The sequence below is a fragment of the Actinoplanes aureus genome (genome assembly GCF_015704865.1).
Taxonomy (GTDB): domain Bacteria; phylum Actinomycetota; class Actinomycetes; order Mycobacteriales; family Micromonosporaceae; genus Actinoplanes; species Actinoplanes aureus.
In genome coordinates, this window is the sequence record NZ_JADQTO010000033.1 from 71,549 (window position 1) to 89,073 (window position 17,525).

Sequence of the window (17,525 nt, forward strand, 5' to 3'; positions counted from 1 at the left end):
GCGGAAACCCGTCAGAAATCAACGTGCGGCCCCCGCCGCCTGCGACGGGCGAACCGTACAGTGCGCAGGTGATGGCCATCGGCTACGCCCGCGTCTTCACCCGCGAGCAGAACCCCGCCCTGCACCACGACGCGCTCACCACCGGCTGCGCCCGGGTGTTCACCGACGTCGCCTCCAGGGCCAAAGCCGACCGCCCGCAACTGGCCGCGGCCCTGAAGTACCTACGCCCCGGCGACGTGCTAGCCGTGTGGCAACTGACCGGCTCGGCCGCAGCATGCGCCACCTCATCGACACCGTCAACGCCCTGCACGAACGCGACGTGCAGTTCCGATCCCTGCGTGAAAGCATCGACACCACCGCATCCGGCCGGCTGACGTTCCACCTGTTCGCCGCGCTGGCCGAGTTCGAACGCGACCTGCTGCGCGAACGCACCACCGCCGGACTGACTGCGATCACCGCCCCCCGCACGGTGGCGCCGAAACTCACGAACATCGAAAGTGATGAGATCTTGCTGGCGCCCGAACTCGGCGACATCTGGCGCCGGAACTCACGAGCAAAAGCAGACCACCGAGCTCGACAGCAAGCCGAGAAATTGTCCTTGACAGCGGAGTTGTTCGTCTGCTACCGGGGTTTGTCCGGACGATGGTTTCTGCCATCGCAGATTGTCCGGCCGGAGGTTCGAGGCGGCCGGGGGCCGTTCGATCGTGACTGGTTGACTAGGCCGTCATGTTCGACCTGGCACGGCCGTTCTCCACAGTCGCGATCCCGCTGCGGATGCTGGTGGAGACCTGGGCGGAGCGGGTGGCCACCGCACTGCTCGAGGGCCTGGCCGACGGCCGCACGCTCACGCAGTGGGGAGCCGAGGTCGGCGCTGGCGCGCGTACGCTGCGCCGGGTTTCTGGCCGGGACCGGCCTCACGTTCAGCCACTGGCGCACCCACGCCCGGCTGCGTGCGGCGGTGCCCATGCTGGCGGCCAGCCGGTCGCCGGCCGGGCCGGCTACGGGACACCGAGCGCGTTGTCATCGTGTTCCATCGCACGGTTGGCGTTCCACCGGGCGAGCACTTCGCCCGGGATCAGAATTGACTTGTCGCAAGTCTTGTCTCAATATGGTGAGACAACGCTCGCGACAAGCTGGGGAGGCCGCCATGCCGAGGAAGGTGCGTCCGACGGAGCTCGAGATAGCCCGTCTGTGGTTGGCCGCGCGCGGCCTGGCCGACGTCACACCGACACCGATGCTGGCGGCGCGCCTGACGGCCCGGCGACGTGCGCGGCTGGCCGCTGCCCTCCTGCCGGCCGCGTTCCTCTGCGCAACTGCCCTCGTCTACGTCTCCGCCTTGCCGATCCGTCCCGCGGATGACGGGTTCGGGACGCAGCGGCGCTGGGCGCTAGTGATGCTGACCGCGCTGGTGGCCGGGTTGGTACTGGGCCTGTCGCTGCTGGACCGGTGGGTGCGGCGGGTCGATCAGCAGGCCGGCGCGGAGTTGCCGCGACGGGCGACCCACTCCGTCCGGCCCGGCTGGCGAACCGTGCTCGGCGTACCGCGGGCCGCGTTGCTGGCGATCACGTACGCGGGTGCGGCAGTGCTGGCGGTCGCGGCCCTGAGCATGCGGGACGGCGCCGCGAGGTACGCGGCGGTCATCCTGCTCATCGCGCTGTGCGGGGTCGCGGTCGGTACCGCCGCCCAGCTACGCCATGTGCTCACCCATCCGGTAGTGGCCGACGACGAGGGCTCGCTGAAGGCCGACTTCCTCATGCGCGTCGAGGACGCCCGCGAGGTGGCCCTACCGTCCGTGGTGTGGTCACTGCCGGTCGTGTCGGTATTCGACACCGGGCTCGATCCGTGGAACACGGGCTGGCTCGTCTTCATAATCCTCAGCGTCATCGCGCTCGCCCTGATCACGGCGTGGGACGCGCGGAGCGCCCTAGCGGCCCAGCACGGCCCCAGCGCCCGGTGAACCGCATGATCGTCATCGACCCGGCCTCGCCCGTCCCACCGTTCGAGCAGCTCCGCGCCCAGCTCGCCCGGCAGATCCAGGAACGCACGCTGGCCGTGGGCACCCGGCTGCCGACCATCCGCCGCCTGGCCGCGGACCTCGGCTTGGCGGTCAACACGGTCGGCCGGGCCTACCGGGAACTGGAAGAGGCAGGGCTGATCGAGACCCGCGGCTCGGCCGGCTCGTTCGTGTCCGCAGCCGGCGAGCAGGGACGCGAACGGGCCCGCCGCGCCGCCGCCGAGTACGCCGCCGTCATCGCCAGCCTCGGCATCGACACCACCGAGGCCGTCCGCATCGTCCAAGCGGCGCTGACCCAGGGCGTTCCAGAAGTCAGCTGAACGTCGGAGAAAACCTCCACCTCCCCGGCGGCGAAGAACGCGTCCTGGTCGGCGCCGATCTGCTGGACGTAGACCTCGTCGAAGCCTGGGGCGACGTACTGCCGCACCGACTGGGCGTGCTGGTCGAGATCGGGCCCGACCGGCAGCTAGTCAACCAGTCTCGACCGAAACGGCCCGCGGCCGCCTCGAACCTCAGGCCGGACAATCTGCGATGGCAGAAACCATCGTCCGGACAAACCCGGCGGCAGACGAACAAACTTCGCTGTCAAGGACAGAAATCCAGCGGGAACGAACGAGTTTCGGCGAATGGCCGTACAGGAAATCTGCGAACTTGCGCGCTTTAAGAACGCGGCAAGTCAAAGATCACGGAGGGCACGAGCGGCATCGGTACCCGGGAAGGCAGCATCAGCGCCCTGGTCACCAGCTAGTTAGCGCGCTGCCGCGTACTCGCGAAGATTCAGGCGGCTATCTCTTGGCTCCAAGCGCTGTATCGACACGCGAGGTGTCAGTTCCTCTGGCAAGCAGGGCGTCTACGGCGTCAAGAAGCCTTTTCGGCGCGAAGGGCTTACTGAGCATCGCCGCTGCGCCGGCATAGTCGCTCCGAGGATCGCTGGGATGGATTGATCCGCTGACGAGCATCACGGGAATGTGTTGCAGGTCTGGGTCATGGGTGATGGCGTCGCATAACTCCAGCCCGTTCATGCGTGGCATGTCGACGTCAGTGATCACGACGTTCGGACGGTACTGACGGACGGCGGCCAACCCCGTGACGCCGTCGACGGCGGTGATGACAGTGTGGCCGGCGCGTTGCAGTGACCGCTCGATGAGCGCCCGGACGTCGTCGTGGTCGTCAACTGTAACTATCAGAGCCACTACCGGCACCCCCTGCTGCTGTCGCCGCCGACCTAGCCCTGAACGGGCTGATCCACGGGTCAATCGTCCGTACGGACACAAATCTGAGGGGGATCGACAGCAAAGTTCGTCGAGCTCACCCGGGTCCTACCTGAGCCGGGGTAGAGAGGTGAGATGCACACTCCAGCGGATGCCGGTGACCTGATACCGCGGTTGAGCCTTGACCTGGTGCTTGACACGGCGCTGGAGGCGTTTATCGCCATCGACTCCAACCAGCGGGTCACCTACTGGAATCCGGCCGCCGAGCAAACGTTCGGCTACAGCCTGCAGGAAGCCATCGGCCAACCGGTCGACGAGCTGATCATCCCGGAAACACACCGCGCCGCGCACCGCGCCGGTGTGGCACGAATGGTGGCCGGCCACCCCGGCACCCTGCTCGGGCAGCGTCTGCACCTACCAGCGCGTCACCGCGACGGCCACCGCCTGTACATCGAACTCACCTTCGCCCCGGTCACCACCGATGACGGGCTCCAGTTCTACGCGTTCGCCCACGACATCACCGAACAACATCGCGCCGAGCGGTTCCGCGGCTGCCAACTCGCCGTAGGCGCTGCGCTGTCGCAGGCCCACGACACCAGCCAAGCCGCCGACGCAGTCCTGGAGGCCATCGCCATCAGCCTGCAATGGCCCTACGCCGAACTGTGGACGCCCGCCGAGCAAGAACAACTGCTCGAATGTACGGCGCGCTGGAGCGCACCAGGACGCGACTTCACCGCCTTCCACGCCGACAACTACCCCCGGGGCGCCGGAGCCCCCTGGCTCGTGTGGGAGAGCGGCGAACCGCTGTGGATACCGAACCTCGCCACAGACGGCCGTTCCCCCCGCAGCGCCTTAGCCGACCGGGCCGGCCTGCACGCGACCCTCCTCGTGCCCGTACGCAGCGGCACCACCAACCTCGGTGTTCTGGCTTTCTTCGGCGAGGAAATCGAGGACCCCGCAGACATCCTCATGTCCCTGCTGAACGGCATCGCCGCGCAGCTGGGGCAGTATCTGGAGCGGCGGCGCGCCGAAGAACTCGAGGTCGAACTGTCCCGTACCAAGGAACACTTCATCGCGGTGATCACCCACGAGCTGCGGAACCCGCTCGCGGCCGTCGCCGGCAACGCCTACCTCATACTCGATGACGCCGACGATCTGCCCTCGCAACATCGCGACAGCATCGAGGTGATCGCCCGCAACGCTGAACGCATGTCCGGCCTCATCGACGACCTGCTCGACCATCGACAGCTCGAATCCGGCCAGTTCGCACTGCACTTCGAGCCGGTGGACCTGTGCGAAGTTCTCCAGGAAGCCCTCGCCGATATACAGGCCGCCGCCGACGGTAAGCGCCTCACCTTCGCCATCAGCTTGCCACTCGACGCCATTGTCAACGGCGATCGCACCCGGCTGCGGCAGGTCGCCGACAACCTGATCGGCAACGCCGTGAAATACACCCCAGAAGGCGGTCGTATCGCCGTCACTGTCATCCCACAGGAGGATCACATCACCTGCACGATCAGCGACACCGGCATCGGCATTCCGCCCGCCGAACGCCACCGGATCTTCACGCCGTTCTACCGAGCAACGACTGCCCTCACGTCCGACCGCCCCGGCACCGGGCTCGGCCTGGCAGTCACCAAAGCACTCATCGAACATCACTGCGGAACCATCGACTACACCAGCGACGGCGCCCACGGCACCACGTTCACCGTCACCTTGCCGAGAGCCTTCCTGCCCGCAGGCCAGGACATCACCGACGGCAGCGACCCCGCCCGTCGCCAGCACCGGACCGGCCCAACCTCGGCCACCGCTTCACCCTTGCCGACCCAGCCCGACTGACCCGACTCCGAAGGCAGAGGGCCGTCGATCCTTACATGTTCGGCCGCTACCTCTTCTGCCGCAGCCCGTGCGCGTGGGCCGTTGCCAGCCGTCACGCTCGGCACGGCGCCGGCCCGGGGCCGTCGGGAAGCGGACCGCCAGCACGCTGTCGAGCGTGCGCAGTTCCTTGCCGATGCGGGCCGAGCCGGTGAGCGCGGCTGCCGTGGCGCTGCGCAGCCCGAGCGCGATCGCCCGGTCCGGCTCCGGCTCCTTCGTGGCGAGCACCGTGTTGGCGAGTTTGGCCAGCAGATGTCCGTGATCCCGGCGTAGGTGCTCGCCTGTTGCCTTGATCTTGTCTTCAAGGATGCGGACGGCCTCTGCTGTCTGCCCGCAGGCCCGATAGCCGCCGGCGGACTGCTCCTCCAGCACGTCCAAGCTGTACTGGTGCAGGTAGATAGGCGGCGTTGTCGTGATCGGCGGGGTGTTCGTGCAGCAGGGTTGCGGCGTCCTCGATCTGTTGCTGGAACCGGGTGGCGTCGCCGTGGAGCGCCCAGCCGCGGGCCTGTTGCTGCGCGGCCAGGGCGTGCAACCCGGGGATTCGTCGCGCGGGGTACCTTGCGGGCGCCGGCCGCCAGCTCGATCACCTCGCATCCGACAGCCATCCCTGGCCGAGTGGCGGGGAACGTCGTACTGAAGGTGCGTCACACGGTCGCCTGCGAGGGTCAGCACCGCGGACGACCCGGGCGGTAGCTTGAAACGCGAGTACGGCGGAGTGCCCTCGAGATTGACAAGGAGTGATGATGCCGATCGAACTGAACCACACGATCGTCGCGGCGACCGACCGCGACCGGACCGCGCAGTTCCTCGCCGACATCCTCGGCCTGGCGCCGGCGACGACGTACGGCCCGTTCCGCGTCGTCGAGCTGGCCAACGGCGTGTCGCTCGACGTCATCAGCGCCGACCGTCCGGTGACACCGCAGCATTACGCGTTCCTGGTCAGCGAGGAGGAGTTCGACCAGATCTGGGCGCGGATCCGGGAACGGGGCCTGACCTTCTGGGCCGACCCGTTCCACCAGCGGCCCGGGGACATCAACACCAACGACGGCGGCCGGGGCCTCTACTGGCAGGACCCGGACGGCCACAATCTGGAGATCATCACACGACCGTACGGCGGTTGAGCGCACCTTCCCGTCCGCGCCCGGCACCGCATTGCCGGGCGGGACGCCCTGCCTTGTCAGCTGGCGGTTCGACACCGTGACCGATCCGGAGTCGAACCAGGCGGAGTGCACGAACCCTGCAGGTCGCTGCTGTCCTTGAGCTGACGTATTTCCCGGGCGCCCTATGGGGTCCGTCTTGAGAACACCCACGTTCACTCAGGGGGAAGAGCAATGAACGCGGACAACATGATCTCGATCGCCCGGGCGGAGGCTCTGTTCGTCAGCCCCGTCTCCGTCTCGGATCAGTTGACCCGCCAGCAGGTCACCGCGCTTGTCGGCCGGGCCGTCCGGACGTACCACGGTGTCCGGGGCTGCGCCGCCGAGTTCGCGGCAGCGTACGCCGAACACCCGGACATCGCGCCATCGCGCATGCGATGGGCGCGCAGCGTGATCGACACGCTCTATCCGGTACGCGTCCGTGCCGGCGCGACGGCGATGCATGACCTCGCCGCCTGAAACTCCGCGCTCACGACGCTTCCATCCCTGACCAGAAACCGTCAAGGAGAACAGACATGCACATCCTCACCGGCGTGAACATGATGTCCAAGGACCTCGTCCTGGTGCACTCCGAGGAGGACAAACTGGCCAAGGTACCGCTGGCGAGCATCGCCGGCTGGAAGCCCGCCAGCCCTCAGCACACCTGGATCACCGCGGACGAGAAGACGATCTACATCGCCAACGACGCGATTCCGCCGTTCGACGCGTCCATCGCCGTCCTGCAGCTGCGGTCGGTCGACTGGGACGCCGGAACGGCCAACGTGAAGCTGCGCCAGATCGTCCCGCTGGACGTCTCCGGGACACCCTCGGACATGCCGAATCTCGCCCAGACCGACCCGAAGCAGCCGATCATGCCGTGGACCCGGCCGCTGTACACGCAGACCCACGGCCCGACGTTCCTGCCGGACTCCCGATTCACCTACGTCACCCACTACACCGACCACCGGGTCCGTGGCTTCCGGATGAAGAACGACGGCACGCTGGAGCAGAAGGTGCTGTACGCCCAGCGCGAGCTGACCCGGCAGACGCACGGGGTCAACTTCAACGACGCCGGAACCATCGGCCTGGGCGTGGGCTACGACTACGACATCGGCGAGGTACGCGTCTACAAGGCCGACAAGCAGAGCGGTGAGGTAGCGGTCACCGGCACGATCAAGCTGGGCACCGACCGCAAGTACGGCGCCTTCGCGCACTACGCCGCTTGGCTCGACAACCGGTACGCCTACATCGGCGCCATGCAGGTCGGCCCCACCTCCCGTACCCCGCGCGGCGCCTCGCTCATCGGCGCGAGCGTCTGGCTGGTCGACACCCGCAAGAAGACCGCCACCTGCGTCATCGGCCCCACCGACCGGCGTGACGGGGCCGGAATGTACCGCTCCCCCTCCGACGTCGCGATCGCCAAGGGCAAGCTCTACGTGGCCGAGGAGGACTCCTGGACCGTGAACGAGCACGGCCACGTCCCGTACGGCCACGACGGCTACATCTCCATCTGGGACCTCAGTGACCGCGACAAGCCCCGCTTCCTGCAACGGTTGCGCCCGGGCCACGAACTGCCGGACCACTTCCGCAACGCACACACCGCCACGGCGACGCACGACGAGGAATCCGTCTTCGTCTCCAGCTTCGCCAGCGACCACCTGATCCGCATCGACACGAACACCGACAAGGTGGCCAAGGTCTACTCCGAAGAGGACGGCCTAAGCATGTTCCACGGCGAGTTCGCCGCCGGCCGGAACCGCTGAACAGAATCTTTCACGGGGGAAGTACGAACTCATGTCATTACAGAGCGACGCGCCGGCCGCGGACCCTTCAACCGACCGCAGCCGGATGATGCTCGACAGACTCGCCACCGCCTGGCGCCGCCGGGCGTACGTCAAGAAGGACGAACTGGATCCGTTCTTCGAAGACGACGGCAAGGAGGACTTTCTGGAGAGCTTGCTGCCCTTCCGGCACACACCGCAGTACGCCTCGGCCGCACCGGAGCTGAAGTCGCTCGTGCTCAGCTGCGGGTGGCTGATGTACAACGCCAAGACGGTGCAGATCGAGACCGAGATCGTGAATCCCAGCTGCCTGAACATCGTGCAGCGGGAGATGCCGGGCCTGCACGACCACGAAACCCAGCTCGCCGTCTGCGAAACCATGGTCGACGAGTCGTACCACGTCCACCTGGTCGAGCAGGCGAGCCGGCTGACCAGGCGGCGGCGCGGGCTGGATGGCCTGGTCATCCCCCGTTTCAACCTGGTCCGGCACATGCGCGAGCGCGAGGACGGCTTCGCCGAGGGCTGGCAGAAGCGCATGGTCCGGTTCGCCACGGCGGTGGTCTCGGAGATCTTCATCAGCGACTATCTGCACCTGCTCAGCGACAGCACCGAGATCCAGGCGTTCAACCGCGAGACCGTGGCCGCACACCGCCACGACGAGCTGGCACACAGCCCGCTCTTCCGGTCACTCGCGCAGCTGTTCACCGCCGAGCTGACGGCATCCGAACGTGCCACGTTCGCCGAGGTGCTACCCGAGCCGGTCATCTGGTTCGCCGACCGGGAGCTGGACACCTGGCTCGCGGTGCTGCAACAGATCGAGTTCCCGCAGGCCGAGGAGATGATCCGGGAATGCCGGGCGGCCGGAACAGCGGACCTGACGAAGCTGGACTACTCGGGCGTACTCACGCTCGCCGAGGAGATCGGCGTCCTGGACGACGCGACCGATCGCGACCTTTTCGCCCGGCACGGGCTTTCCTAGACGAGTCGCCGGCGGCGCGAGCCGCCGGGGACACCCGGGGGCAAGAGAAATGTCAGCAGTCAAAGCCCACCGGCCCCCCCCGTCGCTTTCCCCTCCCGGCCGGGCCGGCCCCGCCCCCCCCCCCCGACACACGGGGGCAAGAGAAATGAAAGAAGTCATCGCCATCCGGCACGTCCACTTCGAAAATCTCGGCAGCTTCGAAGAGGTGCTGCGGGACCGGGGAATGCGCGTCCGCTACCTGGAGGCCGGAAGCGACCGGCTCGCCGGTGACGCCGATCTTCTCGTCCTGCTCGGCGGGCCCGTCGGAGCGTACGAGAGCACCGAGTACCCGTTCCTGTCCGACGAACTCTCCCTGGCCCAGACACGGCTCGCTCAGGATGCCCCGATGCTGGGCATCTGCCTGGGGGCACAACTGATCGCCGCCGCAGCCGGTGCACGGGTCCATCCGCTGGGCGCCAAAGAGATCGGGTGGGGCGGGATCGAGCTTGCCGAAGCCGCAGCCGCCACACCGCTCGCGGCCCTCACCACGCCGGTTCTGCACTGGCACGGAGACACCTTTGACCTGCCCGCCGGCGCGGTCCATCTGGCCTCGACCCCGCCATGCCGCAACCAGGCCTTCTCTCTCGGGCGTCGCACCCTCGGGTTGCAGTTCCACGCCGAGGTGCAGGCCGCGGCCATCGAGTCGTGGCTGATCGGGCACGCCGCCGAGATCGCCGCAACACCCGGCATCTCCGTCGGCGGCCTCCGCACCGACACCGGCCGGCACGCGAGCCGGCTCGAAGTCCAGGGGCGGAAGTTCTTCCACCACTGGCTCGACCTGATCTCCCTCTGATCGCATGAGGACGACATGAGCACATGCTCCGCATTTGAGACAGACGTACGGATCGAGAGCAAGGACCTGATCGCTGACGGCGTCGTCGCGCTGACCCTGCGAGAGGCGGACGGACGCCCGCTTCCGCGGTGGGCTCCCGGCGCGCACATCGACCTGATGCTCGGGGAACACACCCGGCAGTACTCGCTGTGCGGCGACCCCGGCGACGATCACCGGTGGCGGGTGGCGGTGCGCCGGGAGCCCGGCGGCCGCGGCGGATCTCTGGAGGTCCACGACCACCTGCGTGCCGACGACGTGGTCCGGGTGCGCGGACCACGCAACCACTTCCCGCTGCGGCCCGCCGCGCGGTACCTGTTCATCGCCGGCGGGATCGGCATCACGCCGATCCTTCCGATGGTGGCGGCCGCGGAGGCCGCCGGGGCCCGGTGGGGACTCTGGTACGCCGGACGGCGGCGCTCCGGCATGCCGTTCCTCGACGATCTGGCCGCGTACGGCGAACGCGTCTCGGTTCATCCCCGGGACGAGACCGGCCGGATCGACCTCGACACCTTGCTCGGCGACCCGCGACCGGACACCCTCGTGTACTGCTGCGGCCCCGGACCGCTGATCGAGGCGGTCACGAAGCGGTGCGCCGCCTGGCCGCCGCAGTCGCTGCACGTGGAGCGGTTCGCCGCGGGGTCGCGTACCGAGCCGGCCGTCGACGCCCCGCTGGAAGTCGTGCTCGCCCGCAGTGGACGGACCGTGGCCGCGACACCGGACCGGTCGATCCTCTCCGCGGTGGAACAGGCCGGTGTGCCCGTACTCTCGGCCTGCGCCGAAGGCGTCTGCGGCACCTGCGAGACATTCGTCCTCGACGGTCTGCCCGACCATCGGGACTCCATCCTCACCGAGGCGGAGCGGCGTGCCAACGACCGCATGATGATCTGCGTTTCCCGATCGCATACGCCACGGCTCGTACTGGACCTGTAGCTCTCGAGTCCCGCTGCGGGTTCTTGATCGTTATCAAGGGCGTCCGCTGGGGTTATGCCACCTGGCCGTCGCGGCTAGGGTGCGAGGAACGAGGCTCAGCACTCAACGAGGAGGGTCCTTGACGAATCTCGACCGGCGTTCCTTGTTGAAGGGTGGCGCGGCTGTGACTGCCGGCGCCGCCATCGCGGGCGGTCCGCTTGCCGGGTTCCTCGCCGGCCCCGCCGTGGCGGGTGCCGGCCGGGGCCCGCGCAACCTTCTGCGGGATGTGCCCGATCTGCGTGACGGCGTTGTCCGGCTGGCGCTGCCGGAGGGCTTCCAATACCGCTCGTTCCAGCAGAGCCGGCGGCCGCCGACACCGCCGAACGTCGTCCTCGACGACGGTTCCTATTTGCCCGGCCGCCACGATGGCATGGCGGCCTTCGACGGTCCCGGACGACGTCTGGTGACCCTGGTGCGCAACCACGAGGAGAACGGGTCCGCGCTCGGTGGTTCCTTCGGCGCAGCCCGCACACCGACATACGACACCTCGGCTCTCGGTGGCACCTCGACCGTGCACGTCACCCACCGTGGTGAGGTCGAGTTTTCCTACGCCAGCCTCTCCGGCACTCAGATGAACTGCTCCGGTGGCCGCATGCCCTGGGGCTCGTGGATCACCTGCGAGGAGACCGTCAACGGGTACGACGTCGCCGACGACTTCACCCGCGGCACGGCGGCGCCACCGACCACGTACGTGCAGAACGCCCGGCTGCAGAAGAACCACGGTTTCATCTTCGAGGTGCCGGTGCGCGGTGGGGCCACGGCCACCCCGATCACCCACGCCGGCCGGTTCCCGCACGAGTCCGTCGCTTGGGATCCGAGAGGTGGCGCACTGTATCTCAGCGAGGACAACTTCGCGTTCCCGTCCGGCTTCTACAAGTACGTTCCGCCCAAGCATCCGAGGCGTGCAGGGCGGCTGCTCGACGGCGGCCGGCTCTACATGCTCAAGATCGTCGGCACCGAAAACGCGGACCTCGCCGTGCACATGGCTGACGGCACGCGGTTCCGCGTGGAATGGGTCGAGATCGATGAGCCGTCGTTCGACTTCGGCCGCCCGGCACCAGGCTCGGCGCCCAGCCGGACCAACGACGAGGCTCTGCAGTTCGTGAGTGGCCAGGGACTGGCCAGGGGCGCCGCCAAGTTCTCCCGGCTCGAAGGCACGGTGTACGACCGGGGCTGGATCTACTTCACCTCCACACAGGGCGGGGTGGCACCGGGACCGACACAGCCGGACACCGTCGCGGGCTTCGGCCGGGGCTGGGGTCAGATCTGGGGATACCACCCCGGGAGCAAGACCCTGCACATGCTGTTCGAGTCACCCAGCCAGGACGTGCTCGACTTCCCGGACAATGTGACCACCAGCGCCCGCGGGACCCTCGTCGTCTGCGAGGACGGCGCGAACTTCAACTTTCTGCGTGGGCTGACCCGCAGAGGCGAACTATTCGACATCGCACAGAACAAGATCGACACCCAGCTCAACGACGAGTTCGCCGGGTCGACGTTCAGCCCGGACGGACGCACATTGTTCGTCAACATCCAGTCCACCGTGGGGCTGTCCCTCGCGATCTGGGGACCATGGGACCGCATCGACGTCTAAACCGTCGACCCGACGAAGGTCGGGGACGGCAAGAAGGCTCTTCTGGCGGGCGTGCCCGCTGCGTCATGGACTCCAGTCGGGGGCGGTGCGGCGGGTTGTCGCCGGTTGGGCACGGCGAGCCTGGCGGGCGGCGCGGAGGACCTTGGCCACCATCGTCGGTCGCAGCAGGATCGTTGCCGGTTCGATCAGGTGCTGCACCCGGATGATCGCGTCGGCCACCTCGGCGGAGACGTGGGTGGCCTGCACGATGCGGCGCTGGTACCAGTGCGTCACGGCTAGGCCACGCGGCCGTGGTCCGGTCGTGTCGGGATAGGCGAAGTCCGCCGAGGCCGCCATGTCCCAGGCGACGGCGATCAGGCCGGCGCTGCGGCGGTAGTAATCACGGGCCAGCGGTGCACCGGTTGAACCACGCTGGTCGAGACACTCCCCCAACGTGATCGCCTCCAGTGCGGCGACGGTCATGCCGTGCCCGTACACCGGATTGAAGCTGCACAGAGCGTCCCCGACGGCGACATAGCCAGCGGGGACCAGGCGGAGCCGTTCGAAGTGGCGCCGACGACTGGTCGGAAAGGAATAGGTGACCGGATCGCTCAACGGTTCGGCACCGCGCAGAAGCTCAGCGATCGACGACTCCGGCAGTTCGTCGGCGAATCGTTGGAAACCGTCGGGGTCGGTCGGGGCCCGGTCACCGTGGTAGCCGCCGAGGGTGACGAACCACTTGTCTCCCTCGACCGGGAAGGCCGCGCCGTACCGTCGGTGGCCGGGCGGGCTCTCCGCCGCCACGAGCATGCCGGGCCCGCCCAGGCGGTCGAGCCGGCCGCGGACCAGCCGGGTGGTGTAGTGCATGCGTACGGTAATCACTGACTCCGGCGCGGCGGGGAAGCCCAACTCGCGCAGCCAGCTGTCGGAGCGACTACCGCGACCGCTGGCATCGACGACCAAGTCGGCCGGCAGCTTTCCACCATCGGCCAGCTCCACCCCGCTCACCTGTTCGCCGGGGTGGCCGATCAGACCCGCGACGGCCGTGTCCGCGCGAAGCTCCACGTTCGGCAGCGTCCGCAACCGGCGCCGCACGCAGCTCTCCAACAGAGGCCGGCTCATACAGAGCATGTCGATGCCGCTGTCCGCGCGGACCCGATGGCCGTCGAGCTGCCACACGATCGCGTCGCGGACCACGTCGATCCACCGCGCGCCCAACTCGACCAACTCGTCGGTCAGACCGGGGAACAGCTCCTCCAGCGCCGTACGTCCCACCGCCAGCAGGGCATGTGGATGCGCACCCTGCGGTACGCCCCGGCGGCCCTCGGCTCCGGCCGGCAGGTTGTCCCGGTCGACGACCGTCACCCGGGCAAACCGGTCCGCCAGCACCCGCGCGGCCGCCAGGCCAGCCATTCCCGCACCGATGACCACGGCGTCGCCGGTCACCGCCTTCCGCCCGGCCCCGCTGTCGTCGCGCACCAGGTGAGCGTGCCAGCCCGGATCCAGCGTGTCCACAATGCATCACTGCGAGGTACGCACACCGATGCGGCACCGCACGTAGTTCACCAACGGTGAGACCGACGCCCCACTCCGCGCTGGGCCCCGAGGATTACGGACAAGACTTATGGCCAGGCGCTTTAGCTGTCGCCGGACCGGAACAGGCGTGGCGCGAAGTCGATGAGGTTCTTCTGCCACGTGTCCCAGCCGTGCGGGCCCGGGGTGATCCCGGCGAACTCGTACCTGATGCCGAGCCGGTCGAAGGCGTCCAGCGTCGCCATCGTGATCGGGTACGTGAAGTCCGTGACGTTGCCCGTGTACACGCGCAGCAGCCTCGTACCTTCGTTGATCGCCGTCGCGTCGTAGCCCGTCGGCTCGCCGAAGACGCCCGCGGAGAACGTGCCGATCCAGGCGAACTCGCCCGGGCGCGACCTGACCACGTCGAGCGTCTGGAACCCGCCCATCGACAGACCGGCGAGCGCCTGCCGGTGCGGCTCGTGGGAGATGTGATAGCGGGCCCTCGCCGCCGGGACGATGCCTTCGAGCAGTTCCCGGGACAGGTCGGGCACGTTGCCGTTGGCCATCACGACCACCATCGGCACGAGCGCGCCGTCCCGGAAATGGTTGTCGAGGATCTGCCTGGCGCGCCCCATCTCGACCCAGTCGGTGTAGTTCTGGCCGCTGCCGTGCTGGAGGTAGAGGACCGGATACTGCGCCGGGCGCGCGGGATCGTAGCCGGGTGGTGTCCACACGTACGCCTCCCGATCCTCCGCCGCCACCGTGCTGCGGTAGGTGAGCCGCTCGAGGGCGCCGCCGCGCCCGGCGGGGACGTCGGCGAGCAGGCGTGCCCGCTTGCCGGGTACGAGGAACGTGCTCCACGTCGGTTCCGTGGTGACGCTCGACGGGTTCGAGGTGTCCTTGTGCGAGACCCGGTCGACGATGAACTTGTAGTAGTAGAACCAGGGCTTGAGCGGCCCCACCGTCACCCGCCACCGGTCGCCGGCTCGGGTGAGCGGGACGTTGACCCAGCTACCGCCGGGCGCCCAGTTGCCCCAGAGCGTGACGTGCTGCGCACCGGCGAACTCGGTGCCGGTCTCGACCGTCACGAACGTGTCCCCGTTGGCCTCCCGGGACAGCCACGGCGTCGGCGTGGTGCCCGGCGCCGGCGGTGTGAACTCGTGTCGCAGGGGCGGATGACCCGCGCTGGGACCGTGGCCCGGGGCGGCCCGGAAGAGCCGGGGCACGAAGTCGGCCAGGTTCTCCTGCCACGCCTTCCAGTTGTGGCCGGCATCGGGGTTCACCCCGTCGAACTCGTGCCGGACGTGCGCCTTGCCGAGCGCCAACAGCAACCGATAGGTCGGGTTGTAGGCCGGGTCGGTGCGGTTCCCGGTGTAGAGCCTCAGCAGCCTTGTACTCGTGTTGACCGCCTCGGCGTTCACGCGCGGGCCACCGCCGGGGACGACACCGCCGAACGACCCGGCCCAGGCGAACTCGCCCGGGCGTGTCAGCGCGGTCCGCACCGCGCTCGCGCCGCCCGCCGACGCGCCGGCGATCGCCCGGTGACCGCCGTCCCGGGCGACGTGGAACCGGCTGTGGACGGTCCGGACGAGCGGAAGAGCCGGGACGTCGGTCCGGTCCCCCATCACGACCACCATCGGTTCCATCAGGCGCTGGATCGACAGGTTGTCCAGAATCTGCCCGGCACGCCCGAGTTCGGTCCAGTCGGCGTGGCCTCCGCCTTCGCCGGGCTGCAGGTAGAGGACCGGATAGGGCCGCCGTCGATCGGCGTCGTATCCCGGCGGAGTCCAGACTGTCGCGGATCCGCCCGGGTAGGCGATCGTCTGGAGGGCCCCGCCGCGTCCCGGCGGCACATCGGCGATAAGCCGCGCGGAGTCACCCGGGACCAGGAACGTGCTCCAGGTCGGCTCGGAGGTGACCGCGGTGGGATTCGTGGCGTCCTTGACAATCTTGGTGTCGTCGCCGCGGAGGCGGTAGTGGTACAGCCCCGCCGGTAGCGGGCCGATTCTCGACGTCCAGGCGTCGCCGGATCGCACGAGCCCGAGTTCGGACAGGTTGAAGGACGGGCCGAAGTTCCCCTCGACGACGACGGCCGTGACATTACCCATGGTGTCGCGGATGTCGTCCGCCGGCACGGCGAACGACGCGAAACCGTCGGACACGGTCAGCCATGGTGCCGCCGCCGCTGCCGGCCGCACCGGGGCGGCGGCGGTCGCGACGCCCACCGCGACGGTGACGACCGCCGCACCGATCCGGCGCGTGCAGAACCGGCGGGTGCGCCGCTCGGGGCGGGATTCTGTCGTCATCTCGCTGCTCTCCTCTCTCGTGCCGGGCAACCGGCCGTGCCCGGGGCACGGGCACGGCCGGTGGCCGGTGATCAGCCGCTACCTAGCGGCGCGGAGCGCCTGCGGCAAGCGCCAGATCCTGCTGCAGCACGTGGTACTGGCCCTTCGGGTTCAGCTGCTCGTCGTAAATCAGGGCAGCGCCCTCCTGCGGGTTGGAGAACACGCCCGGCACCCACGAGTAGGCGTCGCCGAAGCCCCACGGCGTGAACGAGATGCAGGCACGCACGGCCAGGCACGCTTTCAGCGTGCGCGACCAGTAGCTCTCCTGGGCGTACGGGGCAAGCGCGTTCACCGGCTCGTTGACGGCGTCCGGCTTGGTCAGCGTGCGGACGTCCACCTCGGTCAGGGCCACCTTCTGTCCCAGTGCGGCGAAGCGCTCCAGGTTGCTCAGCAGATCCGGGTAGCCGTACTGGGTGGACAGGTGACCCTGGAACCCGACACCGTGAATCGGGACACGCTGTGCCTTCAGCGACTGCACCAAGGCGTACACCGCATTGCTCTTGGGCCCGGTGAACTCCAGGTTGTAGTCGTTGTAGAAGAGCAGGGCCTTGGGGTCGGCCTGGTGTGCCCAGCGGAACGCGTCGGCAATGTAGCCGGTGCCACCCCAGGCCTTGTACCAGATGGTCTCGCGGGGCTGCCCGTTGTCGTCGAAGGCCTCGTTGACCACGTCCCACTGCCAGATGTCGCCCTTGAAGTGGCGCACCTGGTCGAAGATGTGCTTCTTCAGGACCGCCTTCACCTCGTCGTTGGACAGGGTGGTGGTGTACCCGTCGGTGGACAGCCACGCGGGCAGTTGGCTGTGCCAGAGCAGCGTGTGGCCGCGTACCAGCTGCTTGTTCTTCTTCGCGAACGCGACGAGCTGGTCCGCCTTTTCCCAGGTGTAGGTGCCGCGGGTGGCCTCAACCTCGGCCCACTTCATCGCGTTCTCCGCCGTGACGCTGGAGAACTGCTCAGCGGTGATCTGCGTGTACTTCTCGTTGGTGCCCAGCTCATCCGCGTTCACGGCTGTGCCGACGCGCAGGCCCACCCGCGCGGCCAGCGCCCGCAACGAATCGGCCGGGTAGGCGTGGCCCTGCGACGGCTTCGCCGCCACCGAGTCGGAGCCGGCTGTGGCGGAGCCGGCGAACGCGAGCTGGCCGCCCAGCAGTGCTGTGGCACTGGCGACAGCGAGAGAAAGCCAAGGACGACGCACGGGAACTCCTTGCGAGGAGGAATGACGAAACGACTTCCGAAAATTTCGGACTGCTTCCGTAAGT

At 68.4% G+C, this 17,525-nt stretch carries 15 protein-coding genes and 1 pseudogene; 11 read left to right on the plus strand and 5 right to left on the minus strand.

Annotation, left to right across the window (positions count from 1 at the left end; genetic code table 11):
- Positions 1–71: 71 nt before the first annotated feature.
- The 3 genes and pseudogenes from I4J89_RS42100 to I4J89_RS42110 all read left to right on the plus strand — a co-directional run.
- Positions 72–391 (plus strand): annotated as a pseudogene (locus I4J89_RS42100) (recombinase family protein); the annotation flags it as partial.
- A gap of 756 nt (positions 392–1,147) precedes the next feature.
- Positions 1,148–1,957 (plus strand): hypothetical protein, encoded by an 810-nt coding sequence (locus I4J89_RS42105; protein ID WP_196419848.1) that lies wholly within the window; start codon positions 1,148–1,150, stop codon positions 1,955–1,957.
- A gap of 5 nt (positions 1,958–1,962) precedes the next feature.
- Complete coding sequence (locus I4J89_RS42110) at positions 1,963–2,334, plus strand: GntR family transcriptional regulator (protein WP_196419816.1); 372 nt, start codon at positions 1,963–1,965, stop codon at positions 2,332–2,334.
- Positions 2,335–2,799: 465 nt separating this feature from the next.
- Here the strand turns inward: I4J89_RS42110 and I4J89_RS42115 are convergent, their stop codons facing one another.
- Entirely contained in the window at positions 2,800–3,207 is a 408-nt protein-coding gene (locus I4J89_RS42115) for a response regulator (RefSeq protein ID WP_309238720.1), read from the minus strand.
- 153 nt (positions 3,208–3,360) lie between these two features.
- On the opposite strand from I4J89_RS42115, the gene I4J89_RS42120 reads away from it, so the two are divergent.
- Entirely contained in the window at positions 3,361–5,064 is a 1,704-nt protein-coding gene (locus I4J89_RS42120; RefSeq protein WP_196419817.1) for a sensor histidine kinase, read from the plus strand.
- Here I4J89_RS42120 and I4J89_RS42125 read toward each other — a convergent pair.
- The gene (locus I4J89_RS42125; protein ID WP_196419818.1) at positions 5,038–5,472 is read right to left on the minus strand and encodes a hypothetical protein; all 435 of its coding nucleotides are present in this window, start codon (positions 5,470–5,472) and stop codon (positions 5,038–5,040) included. The genes I4J89_RS42120 and I4J89_RS42125 overlap by 27 nt on opposite strands.
- 371 nt (positions 5,473–5,843) lie before the next feature.
- Between I4J89_RS42125 and I4J89_RS42130 the strand changes: the two genes are divergently transcribed.
- From I4J89_RS42130 to I4J89_RS42160, 7 genes are all read left to right on the plus strand, one after another.
- Positions 5,844–6,221, plus strand: coding sequence for a VOC family protein (locus tag I4J89_RS42130; protein ID WP_196419819.1), 378 nt, complete (start codon positions 5,844–5,846; stop codon positions 6,219–6,221).
- A 210-nt stretch (positions 6,222–6,431) separates the two neighbouring features.
- Positions 6,432–6,716, plus strand: coding sequence for a hypothetical protein (locus I4J89_RS42135; protein ID WP_196419820.1), 285 nt, complete (start codon positions 6,432–6,434; stop codon positions 6,714–6,716).
- Between the two features lie 56 nt (positions 6,717–6,772).
- The gene (locus tag I4J89_RS42140) at positions 6,773–7,999 is read left to right on the plus strand and encodes a lactonase family protein (RefSeq protein ID WP_196419821.1); all 1,227 of its coding nucleotides are present in this window, start codon (positions 6,773–6,775) and stop codon (positions 7,997–7,999) included.
- Between the two features lie 85 nt (positions 8,000–8,084).
- A complete protein-coding gene (locus I4J89_RS42145; protein WP_196419822.1) occupies positions 8,085–8,996 on the plus strand; it encodes a diiron oxygenase in 912 nt (303 codons plus the stop codon).
- 145 nt (positions 8,997–9,141) lie between these two features.
- Complete coding sequence (locus I4J89_RS42150) at positions 9,142–9,828, plus strand: glutamine amidotransferase (protein WP_196419823.1); 687 nt, start codon at positions 9,142–9,144, stop codon at positions 9,826–9,828.
- A gap of 15 nt (positions 9,829–9,843) precedes the next feature.
- On the plus strand, positions 9,844–10,797 hold the full coding sequence (locus I4J89_RS42155; protein WP_196419824.1) for a PDR/VanB family oxidoreductase: 954 nt from the start codon (positions 9,844–9,846) through the stop codon (positions 10,795–10,797).
- Between the two features lie 79 nt (positions 10,798–10,876).
- Complete coding sequence (locus tag I4J89_RS42160; protein WP_309238721.1) at positions 10,877–12,430, plus strand: alkaline phosphatase PhoX; 1,554 nt, start codon at positions 10,877–10,879, stop codon at positions 12,428–12,430.
- Between the two features lie 63 nt (positions 12,431–12,493).
- On the opposite strand, the gene I4J89_RS42165 is transcribed toward I4J89_RS42160, so the two are convergent.
- The 3 genes from I4J89_RS42165 to I4J89_RS42175 form a co-directional block, all read right to left on the minus strand.
- A complete protein-coding gene (locus tag I4J89_RS42165) occupies positions 12,494–13,924 on the minus strand; it encodes an NAD(P)/FAD-dependent oxidoreductase (RefSeq protein WP_309238722.1) in 1,431 nt (476 codons plus the stop codon).
- A gap of 122 nt (positions 13,925–14,046) precedes the next feature.
- On the minus strand, positions 14,047–16,230 hold the full coding sequence (locus I4J89_RS42170; RefSeq protein WP_196419826.1) for an alpha/beta hydrolase-fold protein: 2,184 nt from the start codon (positions 16,228–16,230) through the stop codon (positions 14,047–14,049).
- An 82-nt stretch (positions 16,231–16,312) separates the two neighbouring features.
- Positions 16,313–17,461: an endo-1,4-beta-xylanase gene (locus I4J89_RS42175; protein ID WP_196419827.1), complete on the minus strand. Its 1,149-nt coding sequence runs from the start codon at positions 17,459–17,461 to the stop codon at positions 16,313–16,315.
- Between the last annotated feature and the right edge of the window lie 64 nt (positions 17,462–17,525).